Below are 26833 nucleotides of genomic sequence, written 5' to 3' on the forward strand. Positions count from 1 at the left end.
GCACGGCGGCCGGGCCGCGCCTGAACCGGCCGATCACGAAGCGAGAGAGCTCATGACAATCCCAACCGATTCGATCCAGCACGCGGCATCGGGCACGTCCGGCACACGGACCGCGCGACATCGCCTGATCAACATCGACAACGGCGGCACGCTGACCGACATCTGCGTGATGGACGGCGACAACGTGATCCGCACGAAGACGCTGACCACGCCGCACGACCTGTCGCAATGCCTGTTCGACGGGCTGCGCAAGGCGTCCGTGGCGATCTACGGCAACGAAGACCTGGAGGCGCTGCTGTTGTCGACGGCCGCGATCCGCTATTCGACGACCCAGGGGACGAACGCACTCGTCGAGCGCAAGGGGCCGCGGCTCGGGCTCGTGGTCGGCGGGACGCTGTCGGCCGCGCAGGTGCGCGAAGCCGACGGCGCTGCCGGCCCGTTCGACGCGGTGATCGGCAGCCGCGCAGTCACGCTGTCCGGCGCTTCGCCCGAAGCCGACGTGGTACGCGCGGTCGGTGAACTCGCGGCGTCGGGGGCCAACCGGCTCGTCGTGGCGATCGGCGGCCCGGGCCGCGTCGAATTCGAACAGCGGCTGAAGCGCAAGCTGCTGCGCAGCTTTCCGCCGCACCTGCTCGGCGCGCTGCCGATCCTGTATGCACACGAAATCGCCGACGACGCGAGCGACGTGCGCCGCACGTGGACCGCACTGTTCAACGCGTTCCTGCATCCGGCGATGGAGCGCTTTCTCTACAGCGCCGAACAGAAGCTGCGCGATGCGCGCGCGCAGAGCCCGCTGCTCGTGTTCCGCAACGACGGCTATGCAGGGCGCGTCGCGAAGACGATCGCGCTGAAGACCTACAGTTCCGGCCCGCGCGGCGGGATGGAGGGCGCGCGCGTGCTGGCCCGGCACTACGGGCTGACGCATCTGCTGTCGATGGACATCGGCGGAACGACGACCGACATCGGCGTGGTCGACGAACGCGGCGTGCGCGCGGAACGGCGCGGCAACGTCGAAGGCGTCGCGACGTCGTTCGCGTTGTGCGACGTGGTGAGTGCGGGCGTCGGCGGCAGCTCGATCATCCGCGTGGAGGGCGAACGCATCGCGGTAGGGCCGGAAAGCGTCGGCAGCGCGCCGGGGCCGGCCTGTTTCGGCCTGGGCGGCACGCAGGCGACGATCACCGATGCGTTCACGCTGTCGGGCCTGCTCGATCCCGCGTCGTTCTTCGGCGGCAAGCTGCAGCTCGACAAGGCGCGCGCCCGCCAGGCGATTCATGCGCATGTGGCCGATCCGCTGAAGATGGGTGACCTGGAAGCGCTCGCCGCGATGGAAGCCGCGTGGGTGAAGAAAGTCGCCGACAGCCTCACCGCCTATGAGTCGATCCGGCCCGACACGACGCTTGCCGCGTTCGGCGGCGCGGGGGCGCTCGTCGCATGCCGCGTCGCGGAGGCGATCGGCGTGAAGCGGGTGTTGATTCCGGGGCTGGCGGCCGTGTTTTCCGCCTACGGAATCAGCTTTTCGGATGTCGGGCACAGCTTCTCGGCGCCGCTTGCCGAAGCGACCGACGGCGCACTCGCTGCCGCGATGGACACGCTGTTCACGCAGGCGTCGCGTGCGATGTTCGGTGAAGACGCGGCGATCGACGACTGCCGGTTGGTCTATACGGTCGAAGCGACCGACGCCAGCGGCCGGAGTAGCGAGCACGCGGTGACCGGCACGACGCTGCCGGCCGGGCTTGCACCGGATGCGACGCTGTCCGTGTCGCTGACCGCGATCAAGCGCATGCCGCAAGCGACGCTGGACGGCCGCTTCGGCGAGACCGGCCACCAGCCCGCCGTTGCGCACGGCACGCGGCGCGTCGTGGTCGATGGCCGCGAAGCCGAACTGCCGCTGTACCGCGTCGAGGATCAGCCGAAGGGCGTCGCGGTACGCGCGGCCGGCCCGGCGGTGCTCGAGGAAGCGTTCTTCACGGGGCGCATCGACGCCGGCTGGCATTTCGACATCAATTCCGCCGGAGACATCCTGCTCAGCAGCGGCACGGAGAACGAATAATGAAAGTCCTGATTACCGAAACCCTGCGCATCGATCTCGGCACGGAACAATGGGAATGCCGGCGCTGCGGTCATGCGCACGGCAGCGCGCGCGACAACTACAAGCGCGGCCTGCTCGTCCACGATCGCGATCCGCGCGAGATCCACAAGCCGCTGCTCGATCCGAACCGCTACGCGCGCACTTATTCGCCGGACCCGGACTGGTGCCGGATTCTCGAATACTACTGCCCGGAATGCGGCGTGCTCGTCGAAGCCGAATACCTGCCGCCCGGCCATCCGCCGCTGCACGACATCGATCTCGACATCGACGCGTTGAAGCTGCAGTGGAAGGATCGCGAGGAGATGACGGAGCCCGCGCAGGCGCCCGATCTTGCACTCGAACGCGTGAAGCTGCAGCGCGCGCTGCATGCGGCCGCCCATCATCGCCACGCAGTCGGTGCCGGCACCGACGCGTCGTCCACTTGAGCCACGGGGAGATTCGATCATGAAACGTGTTTCCGTCGACATTGGCGGCACCTTCACCGATTGCTTCGTGGCATGGGGCGATCATTGCGTCGAGGGCAAGTCGCTCACGACGCACCACAATCTGGCGGTCGGCTTCAACGATTCGCTGGCCGACGCCTGCCGCCAGCTCGAACTGACGCCGACCCAGCTGCTGTCGGAAGTCGATTCGGTGCGCTACGCGACGACGCTCGGCACCAACGCGCTGATCGAGCGCAAGGGCCCGCGCGTCGGCCTGCTCGTCACGACGGGCTTCAAGCACACGGTGCCGCTGTCGCGTGCCCGCGGCTACGGGGAAGGGCTGTCCGAACACGAGCAGATGGACATTCCGAATGCGGCACGCCCGGAGCCACTGGTGGCGATTCCGCTGATCCGCGAGATTCGCGAGCGTGTCGACTACGTCGGCCAGGTGTTCTGGACGCTCGACGAGGACGACGTGCGGCTGCGCATCCGCGAGCTCGTCGACGCCGGTGCGCAGGCACTCGTCGTGATGTTCACGAACAGCGTCGTGAACCCGGTGCACGAACTGCGCGTGCGCGAGATCTTCCTCGAGGAGTACCCGGCGCACATGCTCGGCGCGATCCCGATGCTGCTGTCGCATCAGGTGGTCGGCCGCAAGGGCGAGTATTCGCGCGCGACGTCGTCGATCATCGACGCGTTCCTGCATCAGATCATGTACCACGGGCTCGGTACGCTGGAGCTGAACCTGCGCCAGCAGGGCTATACGAAGCCGATGCTCGTCAATCACAACTCGGGCGGGATGGCGCAACTCAACTCGACCGATGCGCTGCAGACGGTCCACTCGGGGCCGGTGTCGGGCATCGCCGCGAGCGAGTACCTGGCGGCGGCCGCCGAGCTGGGCAACGTCGTCGCGACCGACATGGGCGGCACGAGCTTCGACATCGGGATCGTCGTGCAGGGCGGGCAGAAGTTCTACGACTTCAACCCGGTGATCGACCGCTGGCTCGTCAGCGTGCCGATGGTGCACCTCGTCGCGCTGGGTGCGGGCGGCGGCTCGATCGCGCGCTACGAGCGGATGTACAAGACGGTCGAGATCGGCCCGCAGTCGGCCGGCTCCGATCCGGGTCCCGCGTGTTACGACCGGGGCGGCCAGCATCCGACCGTCACCGACGCCGACCTGCTGCTCGGCTATCTGGATCCGAAGAACTACGCGAACGGCCGCATTCCGCTGAATCCGCGCCGCGCGAAACAGGCGATGCAGGACGACCTGTGCGACGTGCTCGATCTCGACGTGATCGAAACCGCCAAGCTGATCAAGAAGCAGGTCGACGCGTCGATGGCGAACGGCATCGCCACCGAATTGCGCACGCGCGGCTTCGAGCCGAAGGAATTCACGGTGCTCGCATACGGCGGCAACGGGCCGTTGCATGCGTGCGGGATCGCGTCCGCGCTCGGGGTCGCGAAAGTGCTGGCGCCGCCGTATTCGTCGACATTCTCCGCATGCGGTGCAGGGACGGTGAACCAGATGCATATCCACGAAATGAACACGTGGACTGTGCTGTTCAACCCGAACACGAAATCGTTCTTCCTGGATTTCGACACGTTCAACCGCGGCGTCGAGGAACTCGAGCGGCGCGGGCGCGAGGATCTGGAGCGGCAGGGGATGGACCCGTCGCAGATCCGCTACCGGCTCGAACTCGACATGCGTTACGGCAACCAGCGCGTGCAGACGGCTGTCGTCACGCCACTCTCGCGCCTGAAGACGCAGCGCGACGTGCTGACGCTGATGGAGCTGTTCCACGAGAGTTACGGTTCGCGCTTCGGGGACGGCTCGCAAAGCCCGGAAACCGGCGTGCGGATCAACACGCTGCGTGTTTGCGCGTACGTCGAACAGCCGTCGGTGAAGTTCGCGAAGCTCGCGGTCAGCGACAACCCGCTGCCGCCGCCGGAACCGGTCGGTTACCGCGAATGCCACTTCGTCGGGCACGACGGGCCGCAACGCACCGCCATCTACGACGACCGCGCCCGTGCCGAGCGCACGCAGATCGAAGGGCCGGCCGTCATCACGACCCGCGCGACGACGTTCCTCGTCGAGCCGGGCTGGATCTATCAGGCGACGGCCCAGGGCGGCGCGTGGTTCCTGCGCAAGTAAGCAAGGAGATCGACATGCAAAACGACATCAATGCGGAAGACCGGGCGCTGCTCGACAAGTTCATCGCCGACAACACGCTGTTTCTCGGCCCCGATCCCGAGATCATGCGCAATCACAGCATCCTGCCGCGCTCGAAGCTGGAGAACGAAGTGCTGGAGCGCGGCGTCGACCCGCACCAGGTCCACCATGTGCGCGGGCTGATCAACTCGGCGCTGTCCGAAGCGTTCACGATGGTGAACCAGATGGGCGCGGCGCCGGGCGCGAAGTGGGGCGATCTCGTCACCGCGATCTACACCGCGCAGGGCGACCTGTCGATGATCGCGCCGCACGGGATCATCGCATTCGCCGCGTGCTGCTTCTATCCGATCCGCTTCATCATCAAGAACTGGGTGAACGACCCGACGGTCGGCGTGAAGGACGGCGACGGTTTCATCCACAACGACGCACGCTACGGCGGCATCCACAACACCGACCAGTCGATGATGGTGCCGCTGTTCTACAAGGGCGAACTCGTGTGCTGGCTGTCGTCGACGATTCACGAGGGCGAGAACGGCTCGACCGAGCCGGGCGGGCTGCCGGCCAAGGCGGAGAGCAAGTACGACGAAGGCATCAAGATGCCGCCGTTCAAGATCGTCGAGAACTTCGAGCTGAAGCGCGACCTCGTCACGTTCCTGCAGAACTCGGTGCGCGACCCGCGCCTGCAGCTCGAGGACATGAAGGTGAAGCTGCACGCGGTGCTGCGCCTGCGCGAGCGGATCATCGCGCTGCTCGACCAGTATGGGCGCGACGCGCTGATCGGCACGTTGCGCACGCACCTGGAAGACGTCGAAACGGAGATGCGGCGCCGCATTCGCGAACTGCCCGACGGCACGACGCGCGTGCTGCAGTTCATGGATTCGAGCCTGCGCGAAAACGCGCTGCAGAAGATCTCGTGCGCGATCACCGTGAAGGGCGACCGGATGGTGATGGATTTCCGCGGCTCGGCGCCGCAGTTCATGAACCGTTCGGTCAATACCAACATCGCGTCGTTCAAGGCGGCGCTGTGCACGGGCCTGCTGCAGAACATCTGGCCCGACCTGCCGCATACGATGGCCGTGCTGTCGCCGATCGAGATCATCACCGATCGCAACTCGATCCTCGATGCGGAAGGCGAGATGCCGCAGGCGATGAGCCTGATGCCGCTGTTCAAGGGCTGCGTCGTGTGGACGATTCCGATGAACAAGCTGAGCTACAGCCTGCCGCATCGCTACTCGGCGGTGATCGCGTCGCAGTACGACCAGGCGGCGACGTTCATCTACGGCGGCCTGACGCAGCACGGCGACGTGACCGGCAACTTCTGCGCGGACATCAACGGCAACGGGCAGGGCGCGCGCAGCCACGCGGACGGCGAGCATTCGATTTCGCCCGTGTTCGGCTTCATGTGCGACACCGGCGAACACGAGATCGCGGAAGAGGACACGCCGATCATCCGCCTCGGTGCGCAACGGCTCGCGAAGGACCGGATCGGCTGGGGCAAGTATCGCGGCGGGATGGGCTACGAGCAGATCGCGACCGCGCGCGGTTCCGGGCTGTGGGGCTTCATGACCGGCTGCGAGGGCTCGAAGTTTCCGTCGGCGCAGGGGCTGTTCGGCGGCTATTCGTGCCCGAGCTACCAGCTGATGAAGATCAAGGGCATCAACATCTTCAAGGTACTCGAGGAGAACCCGAAGGCCGTCGACACGTTCGACATCGTCGAGCTGATGAACAAGCGGCCGATTCCGGGCGCGCAGTACAGCAGCCACGACATGGGCATGACGTTCGAGATCTGCAACGAGGGCGAGATCTACATGATCTGCCAGGGCTCGGGCGGCGGCTATGGCGACGTGCTCGAACGCGATCCGGCGCTCGTGATGAAGGACCTGCGCGAGGAGCTGATGTCGCACGAGAACGCGCGTGACATCTACAAGGTCGTCTACGACGAGGAGACGCTCGTCGTGGATGTCGAGGCAACGGCGGAAGCGCGGGCGGCCGAACGGCTTGCACGGATTGCGCGCGGCAAGCCGTTCGACGCGTTCTGCGATGCCTGGGTGACGCCGGAGCCGCCCGCGACGCTGCCGTACTTCGGCAGCTGGAACGACCGCACCGAGATCTACGCGACGACGCTGGGCCAGCGCGTCAGGATGCCGGCGGACGCGATCCAGGGCGCCTTCATGCTCGATCCGAAGGATGTCCGCATCGCGGAACTGGAGGCGCAGCTGGCCGACAAGGCGGCGCTGGCATAAGCCGGCGCCACGGCCGAGGCGCGGCGGGCGAGAGCCGCCGCGCCGGACGCTTTTTTCTGCAGGACGGGCGGCGGTCGCGTGATTGACGGCCACCCGGCCTCATGTTGAACTGGAAGGCATCATGTCTCGACTCATCGATACCGCTCGGGTACGCCGGCCGCTCTGGCTGAATCACGCTGGCTACAGCGTGCCGTTGCTCGCGGGCGGCAGGGCGGCGTGGCTCGACAGTGCCGCGTGCGTCGCGTGGGCACGCCAGGCGCACGGGTTGCTCGGATCGGACGTGCTCACTTTGCCGCTGGCGGAGCTTGCCGCCGCATGGCTGACGCGCGACACGGCATTGCAGGACGCGATGGCTGCGAACACGAAGCGCGCGCATCTGCCGCTGAAGGCCTGTCTCGCGAGCACGCCGCTGCGCGAGCACGCGGTCGCGCTGGCGGGCGCGTTGCGCGCGGCGTTGCGCGATGCGATCTTTGCACTCGTGCTGCCGTCTCCACGCGACTGGGCGGCTCGGGCGCTTGCATCGGCAGGCGGCTCGCCGCACGGCGAGGTCGACGAGGATGCCGCCGATGCGGCGGCGTCGAGCATCGCGGATTTCCTGCGGGCGTTCGCGACGGCGGGTGTCGATGCGGTACTGCTGCACGAGTCGCGTACCTGGGAGGCCGACGAAACCGCGCTGTGGCTCGAACTGTATCAACCCGTCGCGAACGTCGCGACGCATTACGGCTGGGACTGGGGCATGCAATGGCCGGCGGCCGTGACGTTTGCCGACGGCCAGGGGCCGGATTTCACGATCGCGCCGACGCGATGCGGGCCCGGGACGGCCGGTATCGTCGTGCCGGACTCGTTCTGGCAAGACGGCGCGCTGCCGGCGCCGGAACCCAAGGCGTTCGACGTGGCCGAGATTCCCGCTGCGGCACATCCGGAGACCGTTCTCGAACGGCTCGCGCTCTTACATGAAAGGCGATTGACATGGTGAACGAAGGCGAACTGCTGTGGACGCCCGGCGAGACGTCCGTGCGCGGCTCCCATCTTGCCCGCTATCTCGACTGGCTCGCGACCGATCGCGATCTGGCATTCGCGGACTACGACGCGCTATGGCGGTGGTCGGTGCGCGAGCCCGACGCGTTCTGGGCGTCGATCTGGCAATGGTACGGCGTGCAGTACGACGGCTCGGCGCGACGCGTGACGGACGGCGCGGCGATGCCGCATACGCGCTGGTTTCCGGATGCGCGCGTGAACTACGCGGAGCATGTGCTGCAGAACGCCGCGCATGCGGGTGCGGCGCCGGCCTTTCATTACGCTTCCGAAACGCGACCGCTGCAGACGATGTCGCTCGCCGAGCTCGCGAGCCAGGTGCGGCGCTTCGCGACGCGCCTGCGCGACCTCGGCGTGGTGCCGGGCGATCGCATCGTCGCGTACCTGCCGAACGTGCCCGAGTGCGCGGTCGCGATGCTCGCGACGACCGCCATCGGCGCGATATGGTCGTCGGCTGCGATCGACTTCGGCGTGCGCACCGTCGTCGACCGCTTCCAGCAGATCGCGCCGAAGGTGCTGATCGCCGCCGACGGCTACCACTTCGGCGGCAAGGTATTCGATCGCCGGCGCGAGGTCGCCGAGATCGCGCGGTCGCTGCCGTCGCTGCAGACGCTCGTCCGGCTGCCGAACGTGGCGGATGCGATGCCGGCCGATGCGACGTCGCTGCCGTGCGCGGTGCACGCATGGGACGCGTTGCTCGCCGGCCCCGACGTGCCGGCCGATACGTTCCGCTTCGAGCGTGTCGGCGCCGATCATCCGCTGTGGATCGTGTTCTCGTCGGGCACCACGGGCTTGCCGAAGGCGATCGTGCATGGTCATGCGGGCATCCTGGCCGAGCACCTGAAGTTGATGCATCTGCATGTGGACCTGCACCCGGGCGACGTGATGTTCTTCTACAGCACGACCGGCTGGATGATGTGGAATCTGCTGGTCGCCTCGCTGCTGACCGGTGCCTCCGCCGTGCTCTACGACGGCAGCCCGATGCACGGCGGCCCCGAGTGTCTGTGGCGGCTCGCGGCCGACGCCGGCGCCACCTGCTTCGGCGGCAGCCCGACCTTCGTGCAGATGATGGAAAAGTCGGGCATCGAGCCCGGGCGGCAGTTCGACCTGTCGGCGCTCAGGAGCGTGCTGCTCTCCGGTGCGCCGAGCACGCCCGAGACGTTCGCGTGGTTCTACCGCAACGTGAAGCAGGACTTGTGGGTCACGTCGCAATCGGGCGGCACCGAGCTGTGCAGCGGGCTGGTGGGCGCGGTGCCATCACTGCCGGTGCACGCGGGCGAGATCCAGGCGCGCATGCTCGGCATGGCGGTCGACGTGTGGAACGACGACGGGCAGCCGGTCGTCGACGAAGTGGGCGAGCTCGTCGTCACGCAGCCGGCCCCGTCGATGCCGATCTTCTTCTGGAACGACGACGGTGGCACGCGCTATCGCGAGTCGTACTTCGAAACCTTCCCCGGCGTATGGCGGCACGGCGACTTCATGCGTATCACGCGCGATGGTGGCTGTTACATCTACGGGCGCGCGGATTCGACGCTGAATCGATACGGTGTGCGAATCGGCTCGGCGGAGATCTATCGCGTCGTCGAGGAGATCGACGAGGTGGCCGACAGCCTGGTCGTGTGCTGCGAGTTGCCGGGCGGCGGTTTCTTCATGCCGCTGTTCGTGCGGCTGCGCAATGGCGAAACGCTCGATGACACGCTGCGCGCGCGCATCGCCGAGCGGCTGCGCACGCTATGCAGCCCGCGCCACGTGCCGGACACGATGGTCGCGATGGAGCAGATACCGTACACGCTGACGGGCAAGAAAATGGAGGTGCCCGTGCGCAAGATCCTGATGGGGCGTCCGGTCGAGCAGGCGGCGAGCCGCGACGCGATGGCCAATCCGGCCGCGCTCGATGCCTACGTCGCGTTTGCCGCCGAGGTGCCGAGATGAGCGCGACTGCCTCGCTTCCCGAAGCGGCCGCCGCGCCAGGCGACGACGACCCCGCAGCGCATGAATCGGCGGCATGCCTGCGGCCTTACTGCTGTAATCCGTTTGCAGCGTTCTCCGCGTTTTCCCGGGTGGGCGGGTGGACGCCGCCGCTGCCGGACGCAGGTGCGGTACCCGAAGGCGATGCCACGGCTTGAAGCTGCCGCGTGAATGCGGCAGGATGAGCGACCCGACCCCTCACCCGGATGATCGTGACCGTTTCCCGAAATGCGATCCAGCGCAGCGCGCGTCATGACGGCGTGGACCTGCGCGAGCACAAGTTTTCGCCCCCTGCCGCGCGACGCGGCGCGATCGTGCGTCACGCGTTGCTCGAACGCGTGACGCGGCTCGGCGTGCCGCACGTCGTGATCCTGCATGCGCCGCTCGGCAGCGGCAAATCCACGCTGCTTCGGCAGATCATGGAGATCGGCACCGCGAAGCGCTGGACGATCGGCTGGCTGACGCTCGACGAGAACGACAACGATCCGCGCCGCTTCGAAACGTACTTCATCGCGCTGGTCACGCAGATGGTGGCGGACGCGGGCGGCCCCGCGCCCGAGCAGTCGCCGGCGACGACCGACAACATGATCGACTGGGTGCTCGATCGATTCGGGCAGATTCCCGGCCCGATCGGCTTGTGCATCGACGATCTCCAGTGGATTCGCGATCCCGCGATCCTGCGGTTCCTGCGCGACCTGTTGCGTGCGCTGCCGGGCCGCTGCCGGATCTATATCGGGTCGCGCAATTTGCCGGACATCGGCGTGAGCACGCTGCTGGTCGCCGAAGAGGCGCTGGTGCTGCGGATGGAGGACCTGCGTTTCTCGCCTGCGGAGTCGGTCGAATTCATGACCGCCTCGGACGACGAGGCGCTCGACGCGGAGATCGCGTCGTTCGTGCAGGCGCGCACCGAAGGCTGGCCGGCCGGGTTGCAGTTGTTCAAGCTTGCGCTTGCGCGCGGCAATCCGTGGCACACGGTCGACGAGATGCGCGATTGCGGGCCGCTGGAGCTGGTGCGCTACCTGTCGGAAAACACGCTGTCGCTGCAGCCGCCGGACGCGCAGGTGTTCCTGCTGAAAACCTCGTTGCTGCGGCGCCTGAACGGATCGCTGTGCGCGGAGGTGACCGGCGCGCATCACGCAGACGCGGTGCTGCAGCGACTGGAGCAGGACGGCCTGTTTCTCGAGGCGCTCGACGGCAATCCGGGCTGGTACAGGTATCACAGCCTGTTTGCGCGCTTCCTGTCCGACCGTCTCGGCCAGGACGATCCCGATGGCGTGCTCGACGTGCACCGGCGCGCGGCGCACTGGTACGTGCGGCATGGCGTGCCGGAGGAGGCGATGTATCACGCGGTCGAGGCGCGCGAGTACGCGCTTGCGGTGCGCACGCTCGACGAATGGGCGTCGCGGCTGATCGCGGGCGCGGAACTGGCCACGGTGGCGTACTGGTTCGACCGGCTGCCGTTGAACGAGGTGCTCGGCAACCGGAGTCTCGCGATCAAGGTGGCGTGGGCGCTCGTGTTCCTTCGTCGCGGGAGCCCGACGCATCCGCTGCTGTCGTATCTCGACGAGACGCGCGCTCGCGAACATGACGGCGCCGCGCACAATCCGGACGTCGTGCTGGCGATGGCGACGATGTTCAACAACGACCTGCGCGGCGCCGCGCGTCTCGCGAACATCCCGGTGCTGCATCAGCCGGCGCGCGACATCTTCGAGGCGTTCGAACTGGGCGCCGCAGCCAACCTGCTGACGTTCAGCGCGATGGCGACGTGGAACGAGGAGGACATCCACCACATGCTCGTGCTGGCGAACAGCCACAACGACCATGCGCAGGCCGCGTTCAGCCAGGGCTACACGCTCGCGCTGCGCTGCATCCTGCAGGTCACCAGCGGGCAGCCGAGGCTCGCGACCGAAGCGCCGCGCGCGACGTCGGGCACCCGGCCGTGGCCCTACGTGAATCGCGGCATGGCGGCGGTGGCGCTTGCGGCATCGCGGATCTGGGCGTGCTATGAAGCCGATGCGCTCGATATCGGGGAACGGCTCGCGACCCAGTTCGAGGACGAGATCGCGTTGGCGGCGGTGCCGGAATTCATCGCGCTGTCGATGGTCTCGATCGCGCGCATTCACGCGGCCCGCGGGCGGCTGATCCAGGCGCGAGACACGCTCGACACGCTCGAGCGCCTGAGCTTTCAGAGCCAGTGGTCGGGCGTGCGCGAGATGATCGCGTGGGAGCGGCTTTACTTTGCCGCGCGCAGCGGCGATGCGGCGCGTGTCGAAGCGCTGCTGCAGCACGTGACGGACGACGCGTCGCCGTCGGACCCCGTGTGGATTCCGATCACCGAGATGCTGAGCGGACGGCTGCTGGGCCGGATCCGGCTCGCGCTGTTCCGGCAGCAACTCGACCGGGCCGGCGAGTTGCTGAAAGCCGCGCTGGCGATCACGCCGGCCCGGCCGCTGCTGTCGGTCAAGCTGCACGTGCTGCAGGCGCTGGTGCAGCATCGGCAGGGGCATACGCGGCTCGCGCTGCGAACGCTGCAGGGCGTACGCGAAACGGCGAGCGCCGGTGGCTGCCGGCGCGCGCTGCTCGACGAAGGCGCCGAACTGATCGCGTTGCTCGACCAGGCGCCCGATGCGGAGCTGCCGCATACGGCGCAGGCATCGGAACAACGTGTCCATACGGCGGCGTGGTACGGCGCTTTGTCGCAGCGCGAACAGGAAATCCTGCGGTTGCTGTGCAGCGGCGCATCGAATCGCGAGATTTCGGAGAAGCTGTTCCTTTCCGAAAACACCGTGAAGTTTCATCTGAAGAACGTGTACCTGAAGCTGGACGTCAAGAATCGCGCGCAGGCGATTCTCAAGGCGCAACTCGACTTGCGGTGATGCAATGCGAAGAGGACGGCCGCGCGGGTTGCGTGGCCGTCCTCTTCGGTACGTCAGCTCAGGCTATCGCGGCACGAGAGGGTGCGGCGGCGGAGGCCGGCTACCGTGTCACGTCCGGGCTGGGCCGACCACCGGCATGTTGCGCCGGCCGGCAGCCCGCGTCGCGGCGGGTAGCCGACGCGACGCGTTACGCCCCCAGATGCTTCTTGAAGAACGGCACCAGTTGCTCCAGCGCCTGGCCGGTCGGCGCGGGCTGGTCGTACAGGTCGTAGTGAGTGGCGCCGGGCACGATCTGCAGCGTCTTCTCGCTCGACCGCGCGCGGTTGTACAGGTCGAAGCCGTCGCGGAACGAACCGAACGCGCCCGGCTCGCCGCCGCCGATGACGATATGCAGCGGCTGCGTCAGCAGGTGCTCGGCCAGGTGGAACGCATCCCAGCCGACTGCCGGCGCGAGGCTCGAGAAACGCAGCTGGTTGGGCGAACCCGGCTGCTGGCCGCGCGGCGTCGTGTAGTACTCGACCGCCTCGACGATGTCCACGTTGGTCAGGCCGGCCTGCTCGAGCGCCGCCCTGGAGGTCGGGATGTAGGTGGTCAGCAGCGGTTCGGCGCCGCGTGCTTCCGCCGTACGCTGGCTGGCGATCGCGTCCAGCGCCTTCAGCGCCGAATCTGGCGTCAGGTCGCCTTCACGCATGATGCGGCCGTAGTTGGCTGCGACCACCGTGGCCACCGCCTTGAAACGGCGCTCGGTCATCGCGGCATTGACCGCATAACCGCCGCCGCCGCACACGCCCAGCACGCCGATGCGCTTCTCGTCCACGAAGGGGAGCGTGACCAGGTAGTCCACCGCGCAGCGGAAGTCTTCCACGCGCAGCGTCGGATCTTCGCTGAAGCGCGGCTCGCCGCCGCTCGCGCCCTGGGTCGATGCGTCGAAGGCCAGCGTGATGAAACCCTGCTCGGCGAGCTGTTCGCCGTAGATGCGGCCCGAGGTCTGCTCCTTGCAGCTGCTGATCGGGTGCGCGCAGACGATCGCCGAGTAGGTCTTCGTTTCGTCGAAGTCCTTCGGGAAGCGAAGGTCGGCGGCCACGTCCCACGTGCGGTTCTTGAAGGTCACGGATTTCATGATGAGGTCCTGTCGTGTGCGCGTGGCCGGTCGGGCCCTGCGCGATGAGTGGATCGGGACACGTTTCCCGGTGAGCGAGCCGAACGCCGGCATGCTGCCTGGAAGGGCGTACCGTTGGTGCTCGCGGTAAGGAACACTTTAGACCTTGACAGGCTCGGTGATAATCCAGAAAAATCTTGATGCAGTTATTAGTGGAGCTTCTGAATGAACGGCAGCAACCTCAAGGACCTGACGGCCTTCCTGCTGGTCGCCGAAGAAGGCAGCTTCACGCGCGCGGCCGCGCGCCTGGGCATCTCGCAGTCGGCGCTCAGCCAGGTCATCCGCGCGCTCGAGACGCGGCTCGGCCTGCAACTGTTCGCGCGCACCACGCGCAGCGTTTCGCTGACCGCGGCAGGCAGCCGGTTGCTGGAGCTGATCGGCCCGGCGATGGGCGAGATCGATTCGGGCCTCGACGAAATCACCCACCTGCGCGACAAGCCCGCCGGGACGATCCGCCTCAATGCCGACGAATATGCGGTGCAGCATGTCCTGCAGCCGGCCGTGACGCGGCTCCTGCCCGCGTACCCCGACATCCGCGTCGAACTCAATATCGATTACGGGCTGACCGACATCGTCAGCGGCCGCTACGACGCGGGCGTGCGGCGCGGCGGGCTCGTGGCCAAGGACATGATCGCCGTGCAGATCAGCCCGCCGCATCCGATGTCGGTCGTCGGGGCGCCGGCGTATTTCGCCAGCCGGCCGGCGCCGAAACTCCCGCGCGACCTGACCGACCATCTCTGCATCAACCTTCGCCTGCCGACGCACGGCGAGTATTTCCCGTGGGTGTTCGCGAAAGCGGGCAAGGAGCAGCGCGTGAAGGTCGACGGCCAGCTGGTCGGCAACAGCATCGGGTCGGCGCGCGATGCCGCGCTGAGCGGGCTTGGCCTGGCGTACCTGCCGCATGCGTTCGTCGCCGATCAGCTGGCGTCGGGGCAACTGGTCGAAGCGCTGTCGGGCTGGCGCAAGACCTACGAGCCGTACTACCTCTACTACCCGAGCCGCCGTCATGCGTCCCCCGCGTTTTCGCTGGTGGTCGACGCGCTGCGCTACCGCGGATAGGCCCCGTCGCCGTGCCGGCGGCGCGGGCGGGCCCTGCGCCGGTCATCGAGTGGCCGGCGTGGTTCGATCGCGATCCGGCCCGATTGGTCGGCATGGCGTCCGGGCGCGTGCCGGTACTGTAGCGGCGCGTCCGGAACCGGCGCATCGTCTCTTGTCTGAACGTTCCGCGGGCCGGAAGCGAATCGGCCGCGATAGCCGATTCCGTTGTACGGAAACCGCCGCGCTCCGGAATTGACCGCTCGACGGCATGGCCGCACGCTGCACGTGAACTGATGACGCGCCCCCGATCGTGCCGATTCCCATCGGCGTCCGGGCGGACGCGTGTAGCGAAACCATCGCCAATACGGAGACAAGTGATGCCCCGTTCCCCCCGCGCACGGCAGAATCGTCGTGTCGATTTCGATGTGCACGCCGCCGATCGCGCCGGATTGCATCGCGACGCTTCCCGACCCGCCGACGAGTAATGCCGATGCCGCTCGATCCGCAAATTGCCGCGATTCTGAAGACCCTCGAAGCCGCGCCGCCGATGGAGAGTCTGTCCGTCGACGCGCTCAGGAACAGCCTCGCGTACCCGCCGCTGGAGCGGCGCACCGTCGTCGGCGAGGTCGTCGATTTCGACCTGGCGCTCGAAGGGCGCGTGCTCGCGGCGCGCCTGTACCGGCCGCAGGTTGCGCACAGCAATGGCGTCACCGTGTTCTTTCATGGCGGCGGCTTCGTGATCGGCAATCTCGACACGCACGATCACGTGTGTCGCGATCTCTGCGCGGAAAGCGGCGCCGCCGTGATTGCCGTCGACTATCGGCTGGCGCCGGAACACCCGTTTCCGGCCGCCGTCGACGATTGCTTCGATGCCGTGTGCCGGATCGCGCAACAAGCCGACACGCTGTCGTTCGACCCGTCGCGCATCGTCGTGGCCGGCGATAGCGCCGGTGGCAACCTGGCCGCGGTGACCGCGCTGAGGATCTGCGACGAGGGTGGCCCGCCGTTGCGCGCGCAGGTGCTCGTGTATCCGGTGACCGACTATCACACGCCGCCGACCCGTTCGTACATCGAGAACCAGTCCGGCTATTCGCTCACGCGCGCGGCGATGATCCGGTTCTGGAACGACTACGTCGCGAACGAACGGCAGGCGCTGGATCCGCATGCGTGCCCGCTGCGCGCGAAATCGCTGGCGGGCCTGCCGCGTGCGCTGGTGATCACGGCTGGGTTCGACCCGCTGCGCGACGAAGGCGAAGCCTATGCCAATCGCCTGTTCGATGCCGGCGTGCCGGTCACGTTCTGGCGTTACGACGACATGATTCACGGCTTCTTCCGGATGGGGCCGGCCTGTGCGGCCGCTCAGAAAGGGTTGCTGCGCGCGGCGGCGTGGATCCGCGACGTGATGGCGCGCTGACGAACGATAAAGCGTCGTGGCGCGGTCGCGTCATGACTTGGTGGACAAACGGATTCGGAGTGCGAATGGAAACAGAACGATCTATCGGCTTTCTCGGCCTCGGTCAGATGGGCGGCCCGATGGCCGAGCGCTTGCTCGGCCACGCGTTTCGCCTGCATGTGTACGATCCGTCGCCGGCGGCGCTCGCGCCGTTCATCGAAGGCGGCGCCGTCGTCCACGATTCGCCGCGCGCGGTCGCCGATGCGGCCGGCATCGTGTTCGCGTGCCTGCCGAACCGGGACGTGTCGCTGGCGGTCGGCCTGGGGCCGGACGGCGTCGTGCACGGATCGGCGATCCGTACCTACGTGGAGATGTCGACGATCGGTCAGGACCTGATCGAGCGGATCGGCGACGCGCTCGCGCAGAAGGGAATCGGTATCGTCGATGCGCCGATCTCCGGCGGCGCGCCGGCCGCACGCGCCGGTACGCTCGCGATGCTCGCGGCCGGCGCACCGGCGCTCGTCGAGCAGGTGTCGCCGCTGCTGTCGCTGATCGGCAAGGACGTGTTCGTGATGGGCGAGCGCGCCGGCATGGCGCAGGTCATGAAGATCGTGAACAACATCATCATGGCGACCAATCTCGTCGTGTGCTCGGAAGGGCTCGCGATGGGCGCGAAGGCCGGTCTCGATCCCGACATGATGATGCGGTTGCTCGACGCCGGAACGGCGCAGAGCTTCGCGTGTTCGAAGATGCTGAGCCGGGCCGTGGCGGGGCGATTCGACTACGGTGCGGCGGTCGCGATCATCGACAAGGACATGTCGCTCGGATTCGACGCGGCGCGTTTGCTGGACATCGCGGCGCCGACGATCGAACGGGCGCGCGACGTCTGGCACGCGGCCTATGAAGCAGGGCGCGGCAAGGACGATTTCACGTCGATCCTGACGTTCGTCGCGGAGCAGGGCGGCACGCAGGTGCGCGGCGGGCGCGCGCCCGGGTGACGCGTTTCGAACCGCACCGGTGCGCCGCGGGTGCGATCACGGTTCGTAGCGAACGTCGCGCAGCTCGTGTTCGAGATCGAGCGCGGCCTGCTTGAGCGCCGGCACGATGCGCTGCCTGATGGCGTCGATGTCGGCACGGGCCTTGATCGCGCCGCAGCTCAGCGACATCGGCGTGGCCGTATCGCCGACGCTGACCGGCAACGCGATGCCGTACGCGTTGCGCTGGAATTCGCCGTACGACATGCACACGCCGTTCTCGCGCAAATCCTCGAACGCGTGGTCGATGCCGGTGCGTATCGCATCGCGCTGCGCTCCCGCGGCCTCCAGCAGCCGCGCGACATATTCCTGCCGCAGAGGGTCGGGCAACCCCCACAGCCACGCGCGCCCGATCGACGTCAGGCCCATCGGCAGCAACGAGCCGACGCCGAGCCGCAGCGTCGCGATGCCCGAACTCGTGCGATGCGCGATGTACAGCATGTCGAGGCCATCGGCCGTCGCGAGTGCGACGGACACATCGAGCCGGTCGGCGAGTTGCTGCATCAGCGGCTGCGCGAGCCGCGTGACGGGATTGGTTTCGAGGTACGCATGCCCGATGCCGAAGACGCCCGTCGCCAGCTCGAAGCGCGTGCCGCCCGCGACACGGCGGATATAGCCGAGCTGAATCAGCGTCGACGTGAGGCGGGACACCGCCGACCGGGACATCCCGGTGCGCTGCGCGAGTTCGCCGTTGGTCAGCGGCGCGCGTTCGGCATGAAACGCGCGCAGCAACTGAAGGCCGCGGTCGAGCGTGAGCGTGACCTGCGCGGGCTCGGGCGTCGCGGTTTCGGCATGATTCGACGGATTCATCATCGTGCTCCCGCGCCCTCAGCCCTGGCGCGGCACGCGATTGCGCAGCGTCTGCGCAATCGCGACGAGTCGCGGCCCGAGTTCCCGCTCGATCCGCGCCTGCGCGAGGCGCGCGGTGCGGCCGACGCAGCCGAGCACCAGCGGCGGGCGATCGGGCAGCACCAGCGGCGCCGCGACGCACGCGAGTTCCTCTTCCCATTCGCCGTGCAGCATGCCGAAGCCGAGTTCGCGCACCTGCGCGATTTTTTCGTGCATCCGGCGCCCGATGGTCGGCCAGTTGTCGTCGGGCCGCCGTTCGAGTTCGCTCAGCAGATAGCTGCGCTCCGACTCCGGCAGCACGGCAAGCAGCGACCAGCCCATCAGCGAATACGCGATATGCATGCGCATGCCGGGCTGCAACTGCAGGTTGAGCACGACGCGGCTGCCGATCTGGACGTCGAGGATCAGGATGTCGGACCGGTCGCGCGTGCCGAGCAGCACGCAGGTATCGGTCGCCTCGGCGAACTTGCGCATCTCGATGCCGGCGACCCGCTGCAGGTCGGGATCGGAAACGGCCGCGTAGCCGAGCGCCAGCGAGGCGGCGGCCAGCGAATACTTGCGGCTCGCTTTGTCGTGATGCAGGTAGCCGAGCGCGACGAGCGAGCGCAGCAACCGCAGCACGGTCGGCGCCGGAATGCCGGTGGCGTGCGCGATTTCCAGGTTGCCGAGCCACGCATGTTCCGGGCCGAACACCGACAGGATCGACAGCCCGCGCGCGAGGGGCGTCACCATCGTGCTGCTCGGCGCGCGTTCGCCGCGCGGTGGCTTCGGCCACGCGGTGTCGACGCCGTGCGGGCCGTTGCCGGACCTCGCATCGACGTGCGTCGGCATGGATCTGCCGGGTTGCATGAGTGTCTCCGTCGGTTCGTTCGATCGCGGGCCGCGTGCGGGCCCGTTGCGCGTTGCTGGTCGAATCGTACTACCATCGCGCCGATCGTGACGCTGGGGCGAGCCCGGAGGCGGGCCCGGCGCGTCAGCGCGACGATCGCGCGACGAGGTCGCGGAGCCGCTCGCACACGAATTCGAGGCCGTCGCGGCTGCCGGGCAGCACGCCAATCATCATCAGAAAGCCGTGCATCTGCCCCGGCGCACGGCGATGATGAACCGGCACGCCGGCCTGTTCGAGGCGCTGCGCATACGCCTCTCCTTCGTCGCGCAACACGTCGTGCTCGGCGGTCACGACGATCGCTTCCGGCAGGCCGGACAAGTCGGTTTCCCGCAGCGGCGACGCGAGGCTCGAATGTCGGGCTGCGTCGCCTGGCGCGTAGTGATTCCAGTACCACATCATCGCGTCGCGCGTGGTCAGCAGCTGGTTCTCGGCGGCGACGTACGAAGGCCGGTCGAACGCGCAATCGGTCACCGGATAGACGAGCAACTGGCCGGCGAACGACATCGGTCCCTCGCGGCGGGCGAGCAACGTCACCGCGATTGCGAGGTTGGCGCCCGCGCTGTCTCCTCCGACGAATACCGGCAGTTCGGCGCCGAGCAGTGCGACCCGTTGCGAAGCGAGCCACTGCGCGGCCTGCCAGGCGTCGTGCACCGGCCCCGGGAATGGATGCTCCGGCGCCTTCCGGTATTCGACGAGCGCGACCGCAACACCCGCGCCGGCGGCGATTTCCCGGCACAGCGGCGTGAACGCGTCGATTCCGCCGACGACCCAGCCGCCGCCGTGGAAGTAGACGAGCAACGCCTGCGGGCGCCCGTCCGGCACGAACAGCCGCGCGCGGAGCGTGCCGCCGTCGACCGGGATGTCGAGCGCGGTGGTGGCGTGCACGTCGGCGCCGGGCGACAGGATCGTGCCGATGCGGGCAAACGCCGTGCGCGCTTCGTCCGGCGTCATCAGGTGACGCGGCTTCGATGGCGTTGCGGCGAGCTTGTCCATGAACGCCTGGGTGGCGGCGTCGAGACTCATGATGGCGACCTGCGGGCGGCCAGGCGAAGCGGGGCGCCGGGCGAGGCGGTCGAGCGGTCCATGGGGTGTCTCCGTGATGGGGTGATATCAGGTGGGCGATTTCGCCGATGTGCGTCGCGCCGCGCTGCCGGCGCGACGCGGGCGATCCGGCCTACTGCGGCGGCTGCAGTGCGCCGAGCACGGCGTCCACGCCGCCGAACAGGTTCCAGCCGAAGGTGGCGGTGGCGCCGGCATCGACGACGAGGTTGGTGCCGGTGATCGCGGAGGCCGCGTCGGACAACAGGAACGCGATCGGTCCGGCCAGTTCGCCGGGCGTGATGACGCGGCCGAGCGCGGTTTGCCGCGCCATCACGGCGGGATCGCGTTCGCCGCGTGCGTAGCTGGCCTCGATCACGGGCGTGCGGACGGGCCCCGGCGACACGGCGTTCACGCGCACGCCCTGCCGGCCGAGATAGACGGCAAGCGAGCCCGCGAGATTGATCATCGCGGCCTTCGACGGGCCGTAGGCGAGGTGAGGCGTCGGGACCATCCCGGCGAGCGACGACAGCATCACGATGCTGCCGCGCCCACGCGACGCCATGCGCAGTCCGACCGCACGGCAGACCGCATAGGCGCCGCGCGCGTTGATGTCCAGGATGTGGTCCCAGACCGGCAGGTCGGCCTGCAGCGGGCCTTGCGCGGGCGGGATCACGCCGGCCGCGAACACGAGCGCGTCGATGTCGCCGCAGTCGCGTTCGATGGTGTCGATGCACGGCTCGATGCCGTCGACCTCACCGACGTCGAGCCCGTACGCGCGGCCGCCCGTTTCGGCCGCCACGCGTTCGGCGGCCTTCGCGTCGCGGTCGACCACGATCGGGTTCCACGTCGCCGAGAGCGCCGCACAGCAGGCCGCGCCGATGCCGCCGGCGCCGCCCACCACGAGCACGTTTCTGCGCAATTCCATGTCTGTCTCCTTTGATGTTGTATTTACCGCGGCCCGGCTGCCGCGCGCTGCGGCGTGTCAGTCCAGGCCGGCTTCCGCACGTACGGCGAACACCGGATCGTCCGGGCCGCGACGGCCGAGCGTCCAGGCCGGGTTGAGCACGTTGTCGGCCGGATCGACGAGGTGCGACTGGATGGCGTCGAAGACGGTGCGCCGCCGTGCGATCCGCCATTCGCCGTCACGCTTCTCGAAGCGGTCGACGTAGCGGCCGAAAACCTCTACCCGGCTGTTGTGCGTGCTGCCGGCGTGCTTCGCGTCGAGCATCGAGCGGTGTTCGCTGGCTTGCGGCGCGATTTCCAGCCGCGCGAAGAAATACGTCTCGACCGCGGCGACGCGGTCGGATGCGAGTTCCACGAGGCAGTTGCCGAGAAAGTGGGTGGAGGTCAGCAGGCCGGGCGCATCGTGCCGCTCGCGCACCCACGCGATGAACGCATCGCGCGTGCCCTTGAAATCCGCGTGGTCGTCTTCGCCGTCCTCGAAGAAGGCGGCGCGCACGAGCGCCCAGTCGCGACGGTCGACGCCGCGTGCGTAACGCAGCATCACGTCGCGGATCAGGTCCTTGTCGATCAGTCGTTGCATGGCGTCGGACACGGCATGAGTCTCCTTGTGATTGATGGCATCAACGATGAAGAGCCGGTCCGTATCGCGTCAACGCGCATCGCGCCGGTTTGCCGTACTTTGAAATTTGATCGGGTTTGCCGCAGCGCGCGGCCGGCGGCCGGCGCCGGCCGATTTCAATGTACGGTAAGGCCGCACCGTCGCCGTTGATGCAAGCCGGCGTGCGGTCTTTCAATGGGCTCCTGCGATGCGCAATCATTTCAAAGGAGACACCCAACATGAACCAACCTCTCGACGTGCTCGATGCCGTCGTCGTCGGTGCCGGCTTCGGCGGCCTGTATGCGATCAAGCGGCTCACCGACGCGGGTTTCCGGATCCAGGCATTCGAATCGGGCGACGGCGTCGGCGGCACCTGGTACTGGAATCGCTACCCGGGTGCGCGCGTGGATCTCGAATGCTGGGACTACTCGTATTCGTTTTCCCCGGAGCTGCAGGACGAATGGGACTGGCCGGAGCGCTATCCGACGTCCTCGGAACTGATGCGCTACCTGAACCACGTCGCGGACCGCTTCGATCTGCGCCGGCACGTCCGCTTCAATACGCGGGTCGAATCCGCGGTGTTCGACGAGCAGCGGAATATCTGGCGCGTGACGACGTCGGACGGCAAGGTCACGCATGCGCGTTTCTTCGTACCGGCCACGGGCGTGCTGTCGGTGCCGAAGCCGCCTGAAATCCCGGGGATCGACACGTTCGCCGGCGAAAGCCATCACACGGGCCGCTGGCCGCATCATGAAGTCGACTTCGGTAACAAGCGCGTCGGCGTGATCGGCACGGGTTCGTCGGGCATCCAGGTGATCCAGGCGCTTGCCGGCAAGTGCAAGCACCTGACGGTGTTCCAGCGCACGGCCGTGTACGTGGTGCCGGCGAAGAATCATCCGCTCACGCCCGAGATGCGGGCCCGCGTGCGGGCAACGTATCCGGAGCGGCGTGCGGTGAGCCGTCTCACGCGCTTCGGCATCGCGGTGCCGTTCCCGGTGGAATCGGCGCTCGACGCAACGCCGGAGGAGCGCCAGAAGAAATACGAGAACGCGTGGGAAAACAGCCAGTTGCTCGGTTTTCGCATGTGCTACGGCGACATCCTGTCGAACGAGGCCGCGAACGATACGGTGGCCGAGTTCATTCGCGGCAAGATCCGCGAGACGGTGAAGGACCCGGTGGTGGCGGAGAAACTGATGCCGCGCGGCTTCCCGTTCGGCACGAAACGCCCGTGCCTCGGCGACACGTACTACAGCGTGTACAACCGCGACGACGTGACGCTGGTCGACCTGAAGCAGACGCCGATCGATCGCGTCGTGCCCGAAGGGATCATGACGAGCGAAGGGCTGCACGAACTCGACGTGCTGATCTATGCGACCGGCTACGACGCGCTGACGGGCGCACTCACGCATATCGACGTGCGCGGCGTGAACGGCCGCCCGCTGACCGACAAGTGGGCGAGCGGCGCGAAGACCTATCTCGGCCTGATGACGAGCGGCTTCCCGAACCTGTTCACCGTGACGGGGCCGGGCAGCCCGGGGCCGCTCGCGAACATGTCGATGAGCATCGAGCAGCACATCGACTGGATCGCGCGCTGCATGAGCGACCTGCGCGACGCGGGCATCGACCGGATCGACGCCGGCCAGCAGGCGGAAGAGGACTGGATGCAGCACGTGCAGGACGTCGTTGCGAAGACCCTCTATCTGAAGGCGAACTCCTGGTACGTCGGCGCGAACGTGCCGGGCAAGCCGCAGGTGTTCCTGCCGTATCTGGGCGGACACGGCAACTACCGCAAGAAGTGCGACGACGTCGCGGCCGCCGGCTATGCGGGCTTCGTGCTGACGCAGGCCGACTATCGCGAAACCGAATCGCAGAACGAAACGATTGGAGATGCAGCATGAGCAACATCAACGGGCGCGTGGCCGGCAAGGTCGCGTTCATCACGGGCGCAGGGGCGGGGATCGGCCGTGCGGCGGCCGAGCTGTTCGCCAGCGAGGGGGCGACGGTCGTCGTGGCCGAATTCGACCCGCAGACCGGGCAGGCGACGGTCGACGCGATTCGCGCGGCGGGCGGCACCGCGACGTTCGTGCGAACCGACGTCACGAGCGAGGACAGCGTGCGCGACGCGATCGCGACGGCGCTTGAATTCGCCGGGCGGATCGACGTGCTGTACAACAACGCGGGCGGCTCGACGTCGGTCGACGCGCAGGTGACGGATTGTCCGGCCGACGAGTTCTGGCGGGCGATCAAGCTCGACCTGTTCGGCACGTGGATCACGTGCAAGTACGGGATCGCGGCGATGCTGAAGACCGGCGGCGGTTCGGTCATCAACAGCAGCTCGGTGTTCGCGTTGGTCGGCACGCGCGGCAAGGATGCGTACACGGCCGCGAAGGGCGGCATCTCGGCGATCACGCGCTCGATGGCCGTCGAGTACGCGCCGCATCGCATTCGCGTGAACGCGGTGGCACCGGCCGTGACGGTCACGGCCCGCGTGGCCGGGCTGCTCCAGTCGCAGCCCGACGTGATCAACAAGACCGGCGAGCGTCAGTTGCTGGGCCTGATCGACCCGAAGGAGGTCGCGCTGACGGCGCTGTACCTGGCCTCCGACGAATCGCGCACGACCACCGGGCAGATCTTCCCGATCGACGGCGGATTCTCGATCTCGTGATGACGGAGAGCGCCCCAGGGCGCTCGATCGCACGACAGGAAGGGGCGCGGAAATCGCCGCGTTCGCGAGCCGGAACGCGGGCGATTCCCGTGGCGCCGGTGCGGGATCGACGGCTCAGCGCCCGTGCCCGTCCGCACCCGATACGCGGAGCGCGGGCAACCCCGTCGCGGCCTCGAACCCGGCGATGCCGCTGCGCGCGTTCGCGTCGGCTGCGAGACGCCTTTCCCGCTCGCTGGCATGCACGCGATCCCACGCGAGCACCTTGGGCGTCATCAGCCGGTGCCAGAGCGGCGGAATCATCGCGACGACGATGGTCGTCAGATAGCCGCCGATCATCATCGGCGCATCGCGAAACGGTTCGAGCGCGTGATAGGGCACTTCGCCCTGCGCATGATGATGTGAATGGCGCGTCAGGTTGAACATCGACCACGAGCTGATGCGCCGGTTCGTATTCCACGAATGACGCGGCTGGACCGGCGTCGCCGGATCGCGAACGATGCCGTAGTGCTCCATGTAGTTGACGATTTCAAGCAGCGCCTTGCCCCACAGCGCGCAAAGCGTGAAGTACGCGGCCGTCCGCCAGCCGCCGGCGCTCCAGGCGCAGGCGATCAGCAGCACGCTCATCAGGTGGCCGCGAATGACCGCGTTGAACGGCGTGAGCAGCCCGTGCCCGGCGCGCTTCAGGCGCTTGCCTTCGATTTTCCACGCGCTGACGTTGCCTTTGACCGTCGATGCGAGCACATGAAAATACACGTTGCGGCCGCGCGGCGCCGTGGCGGGATCTTCCGTCGTGGATACATAGCGGTGATGCCCGTACACGTGCTCGATCGAGAAAATCGTATCGAAGCTGAACGCCAGCAGCCAGCGGCCGATGAACATCGAGATCGGGTCCCACGTGCGATGCGTCAGCTCGTGCGCGGGAATGGTGCCGATCATGCCGATCATCAGCCCGGTCAACAGCATGCCGGACACGTGATGGCCCCAGCCGGCCGCCGCGCGGGCCGCCAGCGCATCGTATCCGGTCGCGCGTTCGATCAGCGCACCGAAGCCCAGCGGGTCGGACGCGCTGACCGACCAGACCGACGCGAAGACGATCAGCGCCAGCAGCGGCAGGGCCATCCATAGTTGAACCGTCAGGATGCCGGGATGGCGCAGGGTCGGCGTCGACGTATCGTCGCCGCAGATCGCGTCGCCGACGATGTAGAACGCGACGAGTGCGACGAAACAGACGGTGATCCACGGGCCGCCCGCGACGAACGCGACGATCGACGCGATGCCGATCACGTGGAACAGAAAGTATTTCAGGTAATGGAACATCTCGGTGTCTCCTCCTCCATGCCGATATGGGAAAGTCAGGCGATTGCCTGCATGTCGTGCTGCGTGGTGAAGCGGTCTGCGTGAATCCGCGAGCGGGAGAGGCCGCGCGCGACCAGGACGTCGGTCGCCGCGTCGATCATGCGGGGCGGCCCGCACAGGTACGCGTGCGTCTGCGCCGGCAGGTCGGCCGCGATCGCGTCGGTCACCATCCCGCGCGAGCCGCGCCACGACGAATCGGCCGGCTCGTCGGACAGGATCGGTTGAAAATCGAAGCGGCCCGGCCAGCGGGCGGCGAGGTCGTGAATCGTGTCGAGCGCATACAGGTCGTGCTGCGCGCGTGCGCCGAACAGCAGCGTGACTGCACGCGTCGTGCGTGCCGCGACGCCGTCTTCAAGCATCGCGAGAATCGGCGCGAGCCCGCTGCCGCCCGCGATCAGGATCAGCGGGGCCTCGGCCGGGCGCATCCAGAAATCGCCGAGCGGGCCTTCGACGCTCACGGTTCGGCCGACGAGATCGTGCGCATGAACGTGACCCGAGAACACGCCGCCGGGCACCTTGCGGACGAGGAAATTCACTTGCGCATTCGGCCGCACGCGGGTCGCGAACGAGTAATGGCGCGCCTCGCCGGGCAGCGACGCGATCGACAGCTGCGCGTACTGGCCGGCCTTGTACGGCAGCGATTCGTCGAGTTGCACGCACAGGCGGACGATGTCGTGGGTCAGCCGGTCCTGGCCGATCACGCGGCCGTCGATCTTTCGTCGCGCGGCCTGCCGGCTCGTGTCGACGGCGATCGTCACGTCCGTTTGCGGGATGCTCTGGCACGCGAGGATGAAACCCTGGTCGAGATCGTTGTCGGACAGGATGTAGCCGGTCTGCGTCAGCTCCTTCACGCGCCCGTCGACGAGCTTGCACTTGCAGGTCACGCAGCCACCGACGCGGCAGCTGTGCGGGAAGTCGATGCCGTGGCGCAGCGCTGCCTGCAACAGCGTTTCCGCCGGTTCGACCGTGATGGCGCGATCGTTGATGACGGCCTTCACAGTCTTGGTTTTTGTCAGGAATCGGAACATGTTCTCCCCATGCGGCC

Annotated in this window: 20 protein-coding genes; 12 read left to right on the plus strand and 8 right to left on the minus strand. The window is 67.7% G+C overall.

The window, feature by feature from the left end:
• The first annotated feature begins 52 nt into the window (after positions 1-52).
• From G3N93_RS00790 to G3N93_RS42015, 7 genes are all read left to right on the plus strand, one after another.
• Positions 53-2050, plus strand: coding sequence for a hydantoinase/oxoprolinase family protein (locus tag G3N93_RS00790; protein WP_206132072.1), 1998 nt, complete (start codon positions 53-55; stop codon positions 2048-2050).
• Positions 2050-2514, plus strand: coding sequence for an acetone carboxylase subunit gamma (locus tag G3N93_RS00795; protein WP_011354810.1), 465 nt, complete (start codon positions 2050-2052; stop codon positions 2512-2514). Before G3N93_RS00790 ends, G3N93_RS00795 begins: the two co-directional genes overlap by 1 nt.
• 19 nt (positions 2515-2533) lie before the next feature.
• Positions 2534-4663: a hydantoinase/oxoprolinase family protein gene (locus G3N93_RS00800; RefSeq protein WP_174981883.1), complete on the plus strand. Its 2130-nt coding sequence runs from the start codon at positions 2534-2536 to the stop codon at positions 4661-4663.
• A gap of 14 nt (positions 4664-4677) precedes the next feature.
• Complete coding sequence (locus G3N93_RS00805; RefSeq protein ID WP_206132073.1) at positions 4678-6924, plus strand: hydantoinase B/oxoprolinase family protein; 2247 nt, start codon at positions 4678-4680, stop codon at positions 6922-6924.
• Positions 6925-7045: 121 nt separating this feature from the next.
• Entirely contained in the window at positions 7046-7900 is an 855-nt protein-coding gene (locus tag G3N93_RS00810) for a hypothetical protein (RefSeq protein WP_206132074.1), read from the plus strand.
• Positions 7894-9891 carry an acetoacetate--CoA ligase gene (locus G3N93_RS00815; RefSeq protein WP_206132075.1) on the plus strand — a complete coding sequence of 666 codons (1998 nt, stop codon included), beginning with the start codon at positions 7894-7896 and terminating at the stop codon, positions 9889-9891. The genes G3N93_RS00810 and G3N93_RS00815 overlap by 7 nt, the downstream gene beginning before the upstream one ends.
• Positions 9892-10133: 242 nt before the next feature.
• Complete coding sequence (locus G3N93_RS42015; protein ID WP_206132076.1) at positions 10134-12803, plus strand: LuxR C-terminal-related transcriptional regulator; 2670 nt, start codon at positions 10134-10136, stop codon at positions 12801-12803.
• A gap of 187 nt (positions 12804-12990) precedes the next feature.
• On the opposite strand, the gene G3N93_RS00825 is transcribed toward G3N93_RS42015, so the two are convergent.
• The gene (locus G3N93_RS00825) at positions 12991-14016 is read right to left on the minus strand and encodes an alpha/beta hydrolase (RefSeq protein ID WP_277396513.1); all 1026 of its coding nucleotides are present in this window, start codon (positions 14014-14016) and stop codon (positions 12991-12993) included.
• A 111-nt stretch (positions 14017-14127) separates the two neighbouring features.
• Here G3N93_RS00825 and G3N93_RS00830 point away from each other — a divergent pair, with 111 nt between their 5' ends.
• From G3N93_RS00830 to G3N93_RS00840, 3 genes are all read left to right on the plus strand, one after another.
• Entirely contained in the window at positions 14128-15021 is an 894-nt protein-coding gene (locus G3N93_RS00830) for a LysR family transcriptional regulator (protein WP_174937586.1), read from the plus strand.
• Between the two features lie 469 nt (positions 15022-15490).
• Complete coding sequence (locus G3N93_RS00835) at positions 15491-16414, plus strand: alpha/beta hydrolase (protein WP_241026342.1); 924 nt, start codon at positions 15491-15493, stop codon at positions 16412-16414.
• A gap of 65 nt (positions 16415-16479) precedes the next feature.
• Positions 16480-17391, plus strand: coding sequence for an NAD(P)-dependent oxidoreductase (locus G3N93_RS00840; protein WP_174943927.1), 912 nt, complete (start codon positions 16480-16482; stop codon positions 17389-17391).
• Positions 17392-17427: 36 nt separating this feature from the next.
• Here G3N93_RS00840 and G3N93_RS00845 read toward each other — a convergent pair whose 3' ends face one another.
• The 5 genes from G3N93_RS00845 to G3N93_RS00865 all read right to left on the minus strand — a co-directional run bounded on the left by G3N93_RS00845 (position 17428) and on the right by G3N93_RS00865 (position 21761).
• A complete protein-coding gene (locus tag G3N93_RS00845; RefSeq protein ID WP_206132079.1) occupies positions 17428-18240 on the minus strand; it encodes an IclR family transcriptional regulator in 813 nt (270 codons plus the stop codon).
• Between the two features lie 15 nt (positions 18241-18255).
• Positions 18256-19125: an IclR family transcriptional regulator gene (locus tag G3N93_RS00850; protein WP_174937578.1), complete on the minus strand. Its 870-nt coding sequence runs from the start codon at positions 19123-19125 to the stop codon at positions 18256-18258.
• A gap of 124 nt (positions 19126-19249) precedes the next feature.
• A complete protein-coding gene (locus tag G3N93_RS00855) occupies positions 19250-20188 on the minus strand; it encodes an alpha/beta hydrolase (RefSeq protein ID WP_206132080.1) in 939 nt (312 codons plus the stop codon).
• 151 nt (positions 20189-20339) lie between these two features.
• Positions 20340-21131, minus strand: coding sequence for an SDR family NAD(P)-dependent oxidoreductase (locus G3N93_RS00860; protein WP_206132081.1), 792 nt, complete (start codon positions 21129-21131; stop codon positions 20340-20342).
• Positions 21132-21188: 57 nt separating this feature from the next.
• Positions 21189-21761: a nuclear transport factor 2 family protein gene (locus G3N93_RS00865; RefSeq protein WP_174937571.1), complete on the minus strand. Its 573-nt coding sequence runs from the start codon at positions 21759-21761 to the stop codon at positions 21189-21191.
• A 245-nt stretch (positions 21762-22006) separates the two neighbouring features.
• On the opposite strand from G3N93_RS00865, the gene G3N93_RS00870 reads away from it, so the two are divergent.
• Together G3N93_RS00870 and G3N93_RS00875 are read left to right on the plus strand one after the other, a co-directional pair.
• The gene (locus G3N93_RS00870; RefSeq protein WP_206132082.1) at positions 22007-23665 is read left to right on the plus strand and encodes an NAD(P)/FAD-dependent oxidoreductase; all 1659 of its coding nucleotides are present in this window, start codon (positions 22007-22009) and stop codon (positions 23663-23665) included.
• Positions 23662-24432 (plus strand): SDR family NAD(P)-dependent oxidoreductase, encoded by a 771-nt coding sequence (locus G3N93_RS00875; RefSeq protein WP_206121441.1) that lies wholly within the window; start codon positions 23662-23664, stop codon positions 24430-24432. Before G3N93_RS00870 ends, G3N93_RS00875 begins: the two co-directional genes overlap by 4 nt.
• 114 nt (positions 24433-24546) lie before the next feature.
• On the opposite strand, the gene G3N93_RS00880 is transcribed toward G3N93_RS00875, so the two are convergent.
• Positions 24547-25749 carry an alkane 1-monooxygenase gene (locus G3N93_RS00880; protein ID WP_174981860.1) on the minus strand — a complete coding sequence of 401 codons (1203 nt, stop codon included), beginning with the start codon at positions 25747-25749 and terminating at the stop codon, positions 24547-24549.
• 35 nt (positions 25750-25784) lie between these two features.
• The gene (locus tag G3N93_RS00885; RefSeq protein WP_206132083.1) at positions 25785-26816 is read right to left on the minus strand and encodes a 2Fe-2S iron-sulfur cluster-binding protein; all 1032 of its coding nucleotides are present in this window, start codon (positions 26814-26816) and stop codon (positions 25785-25787) included.
• Between the last annotated feature and the right edge of the window lie 17 nt (positions 26817-26833).

The sequence above is a fragment of the Burkholderia sp. Se-20378 genome, assembly GCF_017104665.1.
Lineage (GTDB): Bacteria > Pseudomonadota > Gammaproteobacteria > Burkholderiales > Burkholderiaceae > Burkholderia > Burkholderia lata.

What these genes read in the sequence shown, in the direction of transcription:
- G3N93_RS00795 (WP_011354810.1), top strand. Translation starts at nt 2,050, where the DNA reads ATGAAAGTCCTGATTACCGAAACCCTGCGCATCGATCTCGGCACGGAA.
- G3N93_RS00840 (WP_174943927.1), top strand. Translation starts at nt 16,480, where the DNA reads ATGGAAACAGAACGATCTATCGGCTTTCTCGGCCTCGGTCAGATGGGC.
- G3N93_RS00830 (WP_174937586.1), top strand. Translation starts at nt 14,128, where the DNA reads ATGAACGGCAGCAACCTCAAGGACCTGACGGCCTTCCTGCTGGTCGCC.
- G3N93_RS00855 (WP_206132080.1), bottom strand. Translation starts at nt 20,188, where the DNA reads ATGAGTCTCGACGCCGCCACCCAGGCGTTCATGGACAAGCTCGCCGCA.
- G3N93_RS00815 (WP_206132075.1), top strand. Translation starts at nt 7,894, where the DNA reads ATGGTGAACGAAGGCGAACTGCTGTGGACGCCCGGCGAGACGTCCGTG.
- G3N93_RS00810 (WP_206132074.1), top strand. Translation starts at nt 7,046, where the DNA reads ATGTCTCGACTCATCGATACCGCTCGGGTACGCCGGCCGCTCTGGCTG.
- G3N93_RS00870 (WP_206132082.1), top strand. Translation starts at nt 22,007, where the DNA reads ATGAACCAACCTCTCGACGTGCTCGATGCCGTCGTCGTCGGTGCCGGC.
- G3N93_RS00850 (WP_174937578.1), bottom strand. Translation starts at nt 19,125, where the DNA reads ATGCAACCCGGCAGATCCATGCCGACGCACGTCGATGCGAGGTCCGGC.
- G3N93_RS00875 (WP_206121441.1), top strand. Translation starts at nt 23,662, where the DNA reads ATGAGCAACATCAACGGGCGCGTGGCCGGCAAGGTCGCGTTCATCACG.
- G3N93_RS00885 (WP_206132083.1), bottom strand. Translation starts at nt 26,816, where the DNA reads ATGTTCCGATTCCTGACAAAAACCAAGACTGTGAAGGCCGTCATCAAC.
- G3N93_RS00800 (WP_174981883.1), top strand. Translation starts at nt 2,534, where the DNA reads ATGAAACGTGTTTCCGTCGACATTGGCGGCACCTTCACCGATTGCTTC.
- G3N93_RS00860 (WP_206132081.1), bottom strand. Translation starts at nt 21,131, where the DNA reads ATGGAATTGCGCAGAAACGTGCTCGTGGTGGGCGGCGCCGGCGGCATC.
- G3N93_RS00825 (WP_277396513.1), bottom strand. Translation starts at nt 14,016, where the DNA reads ATGCCGGCGTTCGGCTCGCTCACCGGGAAACGTGTCCCGATCCACTCA.
- G3N93_RS00845 (WP_206132079.1), bottom strand. Translation starts at nt 18,240, where the DNA reads ATGATGAATCCGTCGAATCATGCCGAAACCGCGACGCCCGAGCCCGCG.
- G3N93_RS00835 (WP_241026342.1), top strand. Translation starts at nt 15,491, where the DNA reads ATGCCGCTCGATCCGCAAATTGCCGCGATTCTGAAGACCCTCGAAGCC.
- G3N93_RS00805 (WP_206132073.1), top strand. Translation starts at nt 4,678, where the DNA reads ATGCAAAACGACATCAATGCGGAAGACCGGGCGCTGCTCGACAAGTTC.
- G3N93_RS00790 (WP_206132072.1), top strand. Translation starts at nt 53, where the DNA reads ATGACAATCCCAACCGATTCGATCCAGCACGCGGCATCGGGCACGTCC.
- G3N93_RS42015 (WP_206132076.1), top strand. Translation starts at nt 10,134, where the DNA reads ATGATCGTGACCGTTTCCCGAAATGCGATCCAGCGCAGCGCGCGTCAT.
- G3N93_RS00880 (WP_174981860.1), bottom strand. Translation starts at nt 25,749, where the DNA reads ATGTTCCATTACCTGAAATACTTTCTGTTCCACGTGATCGGCATCGCG.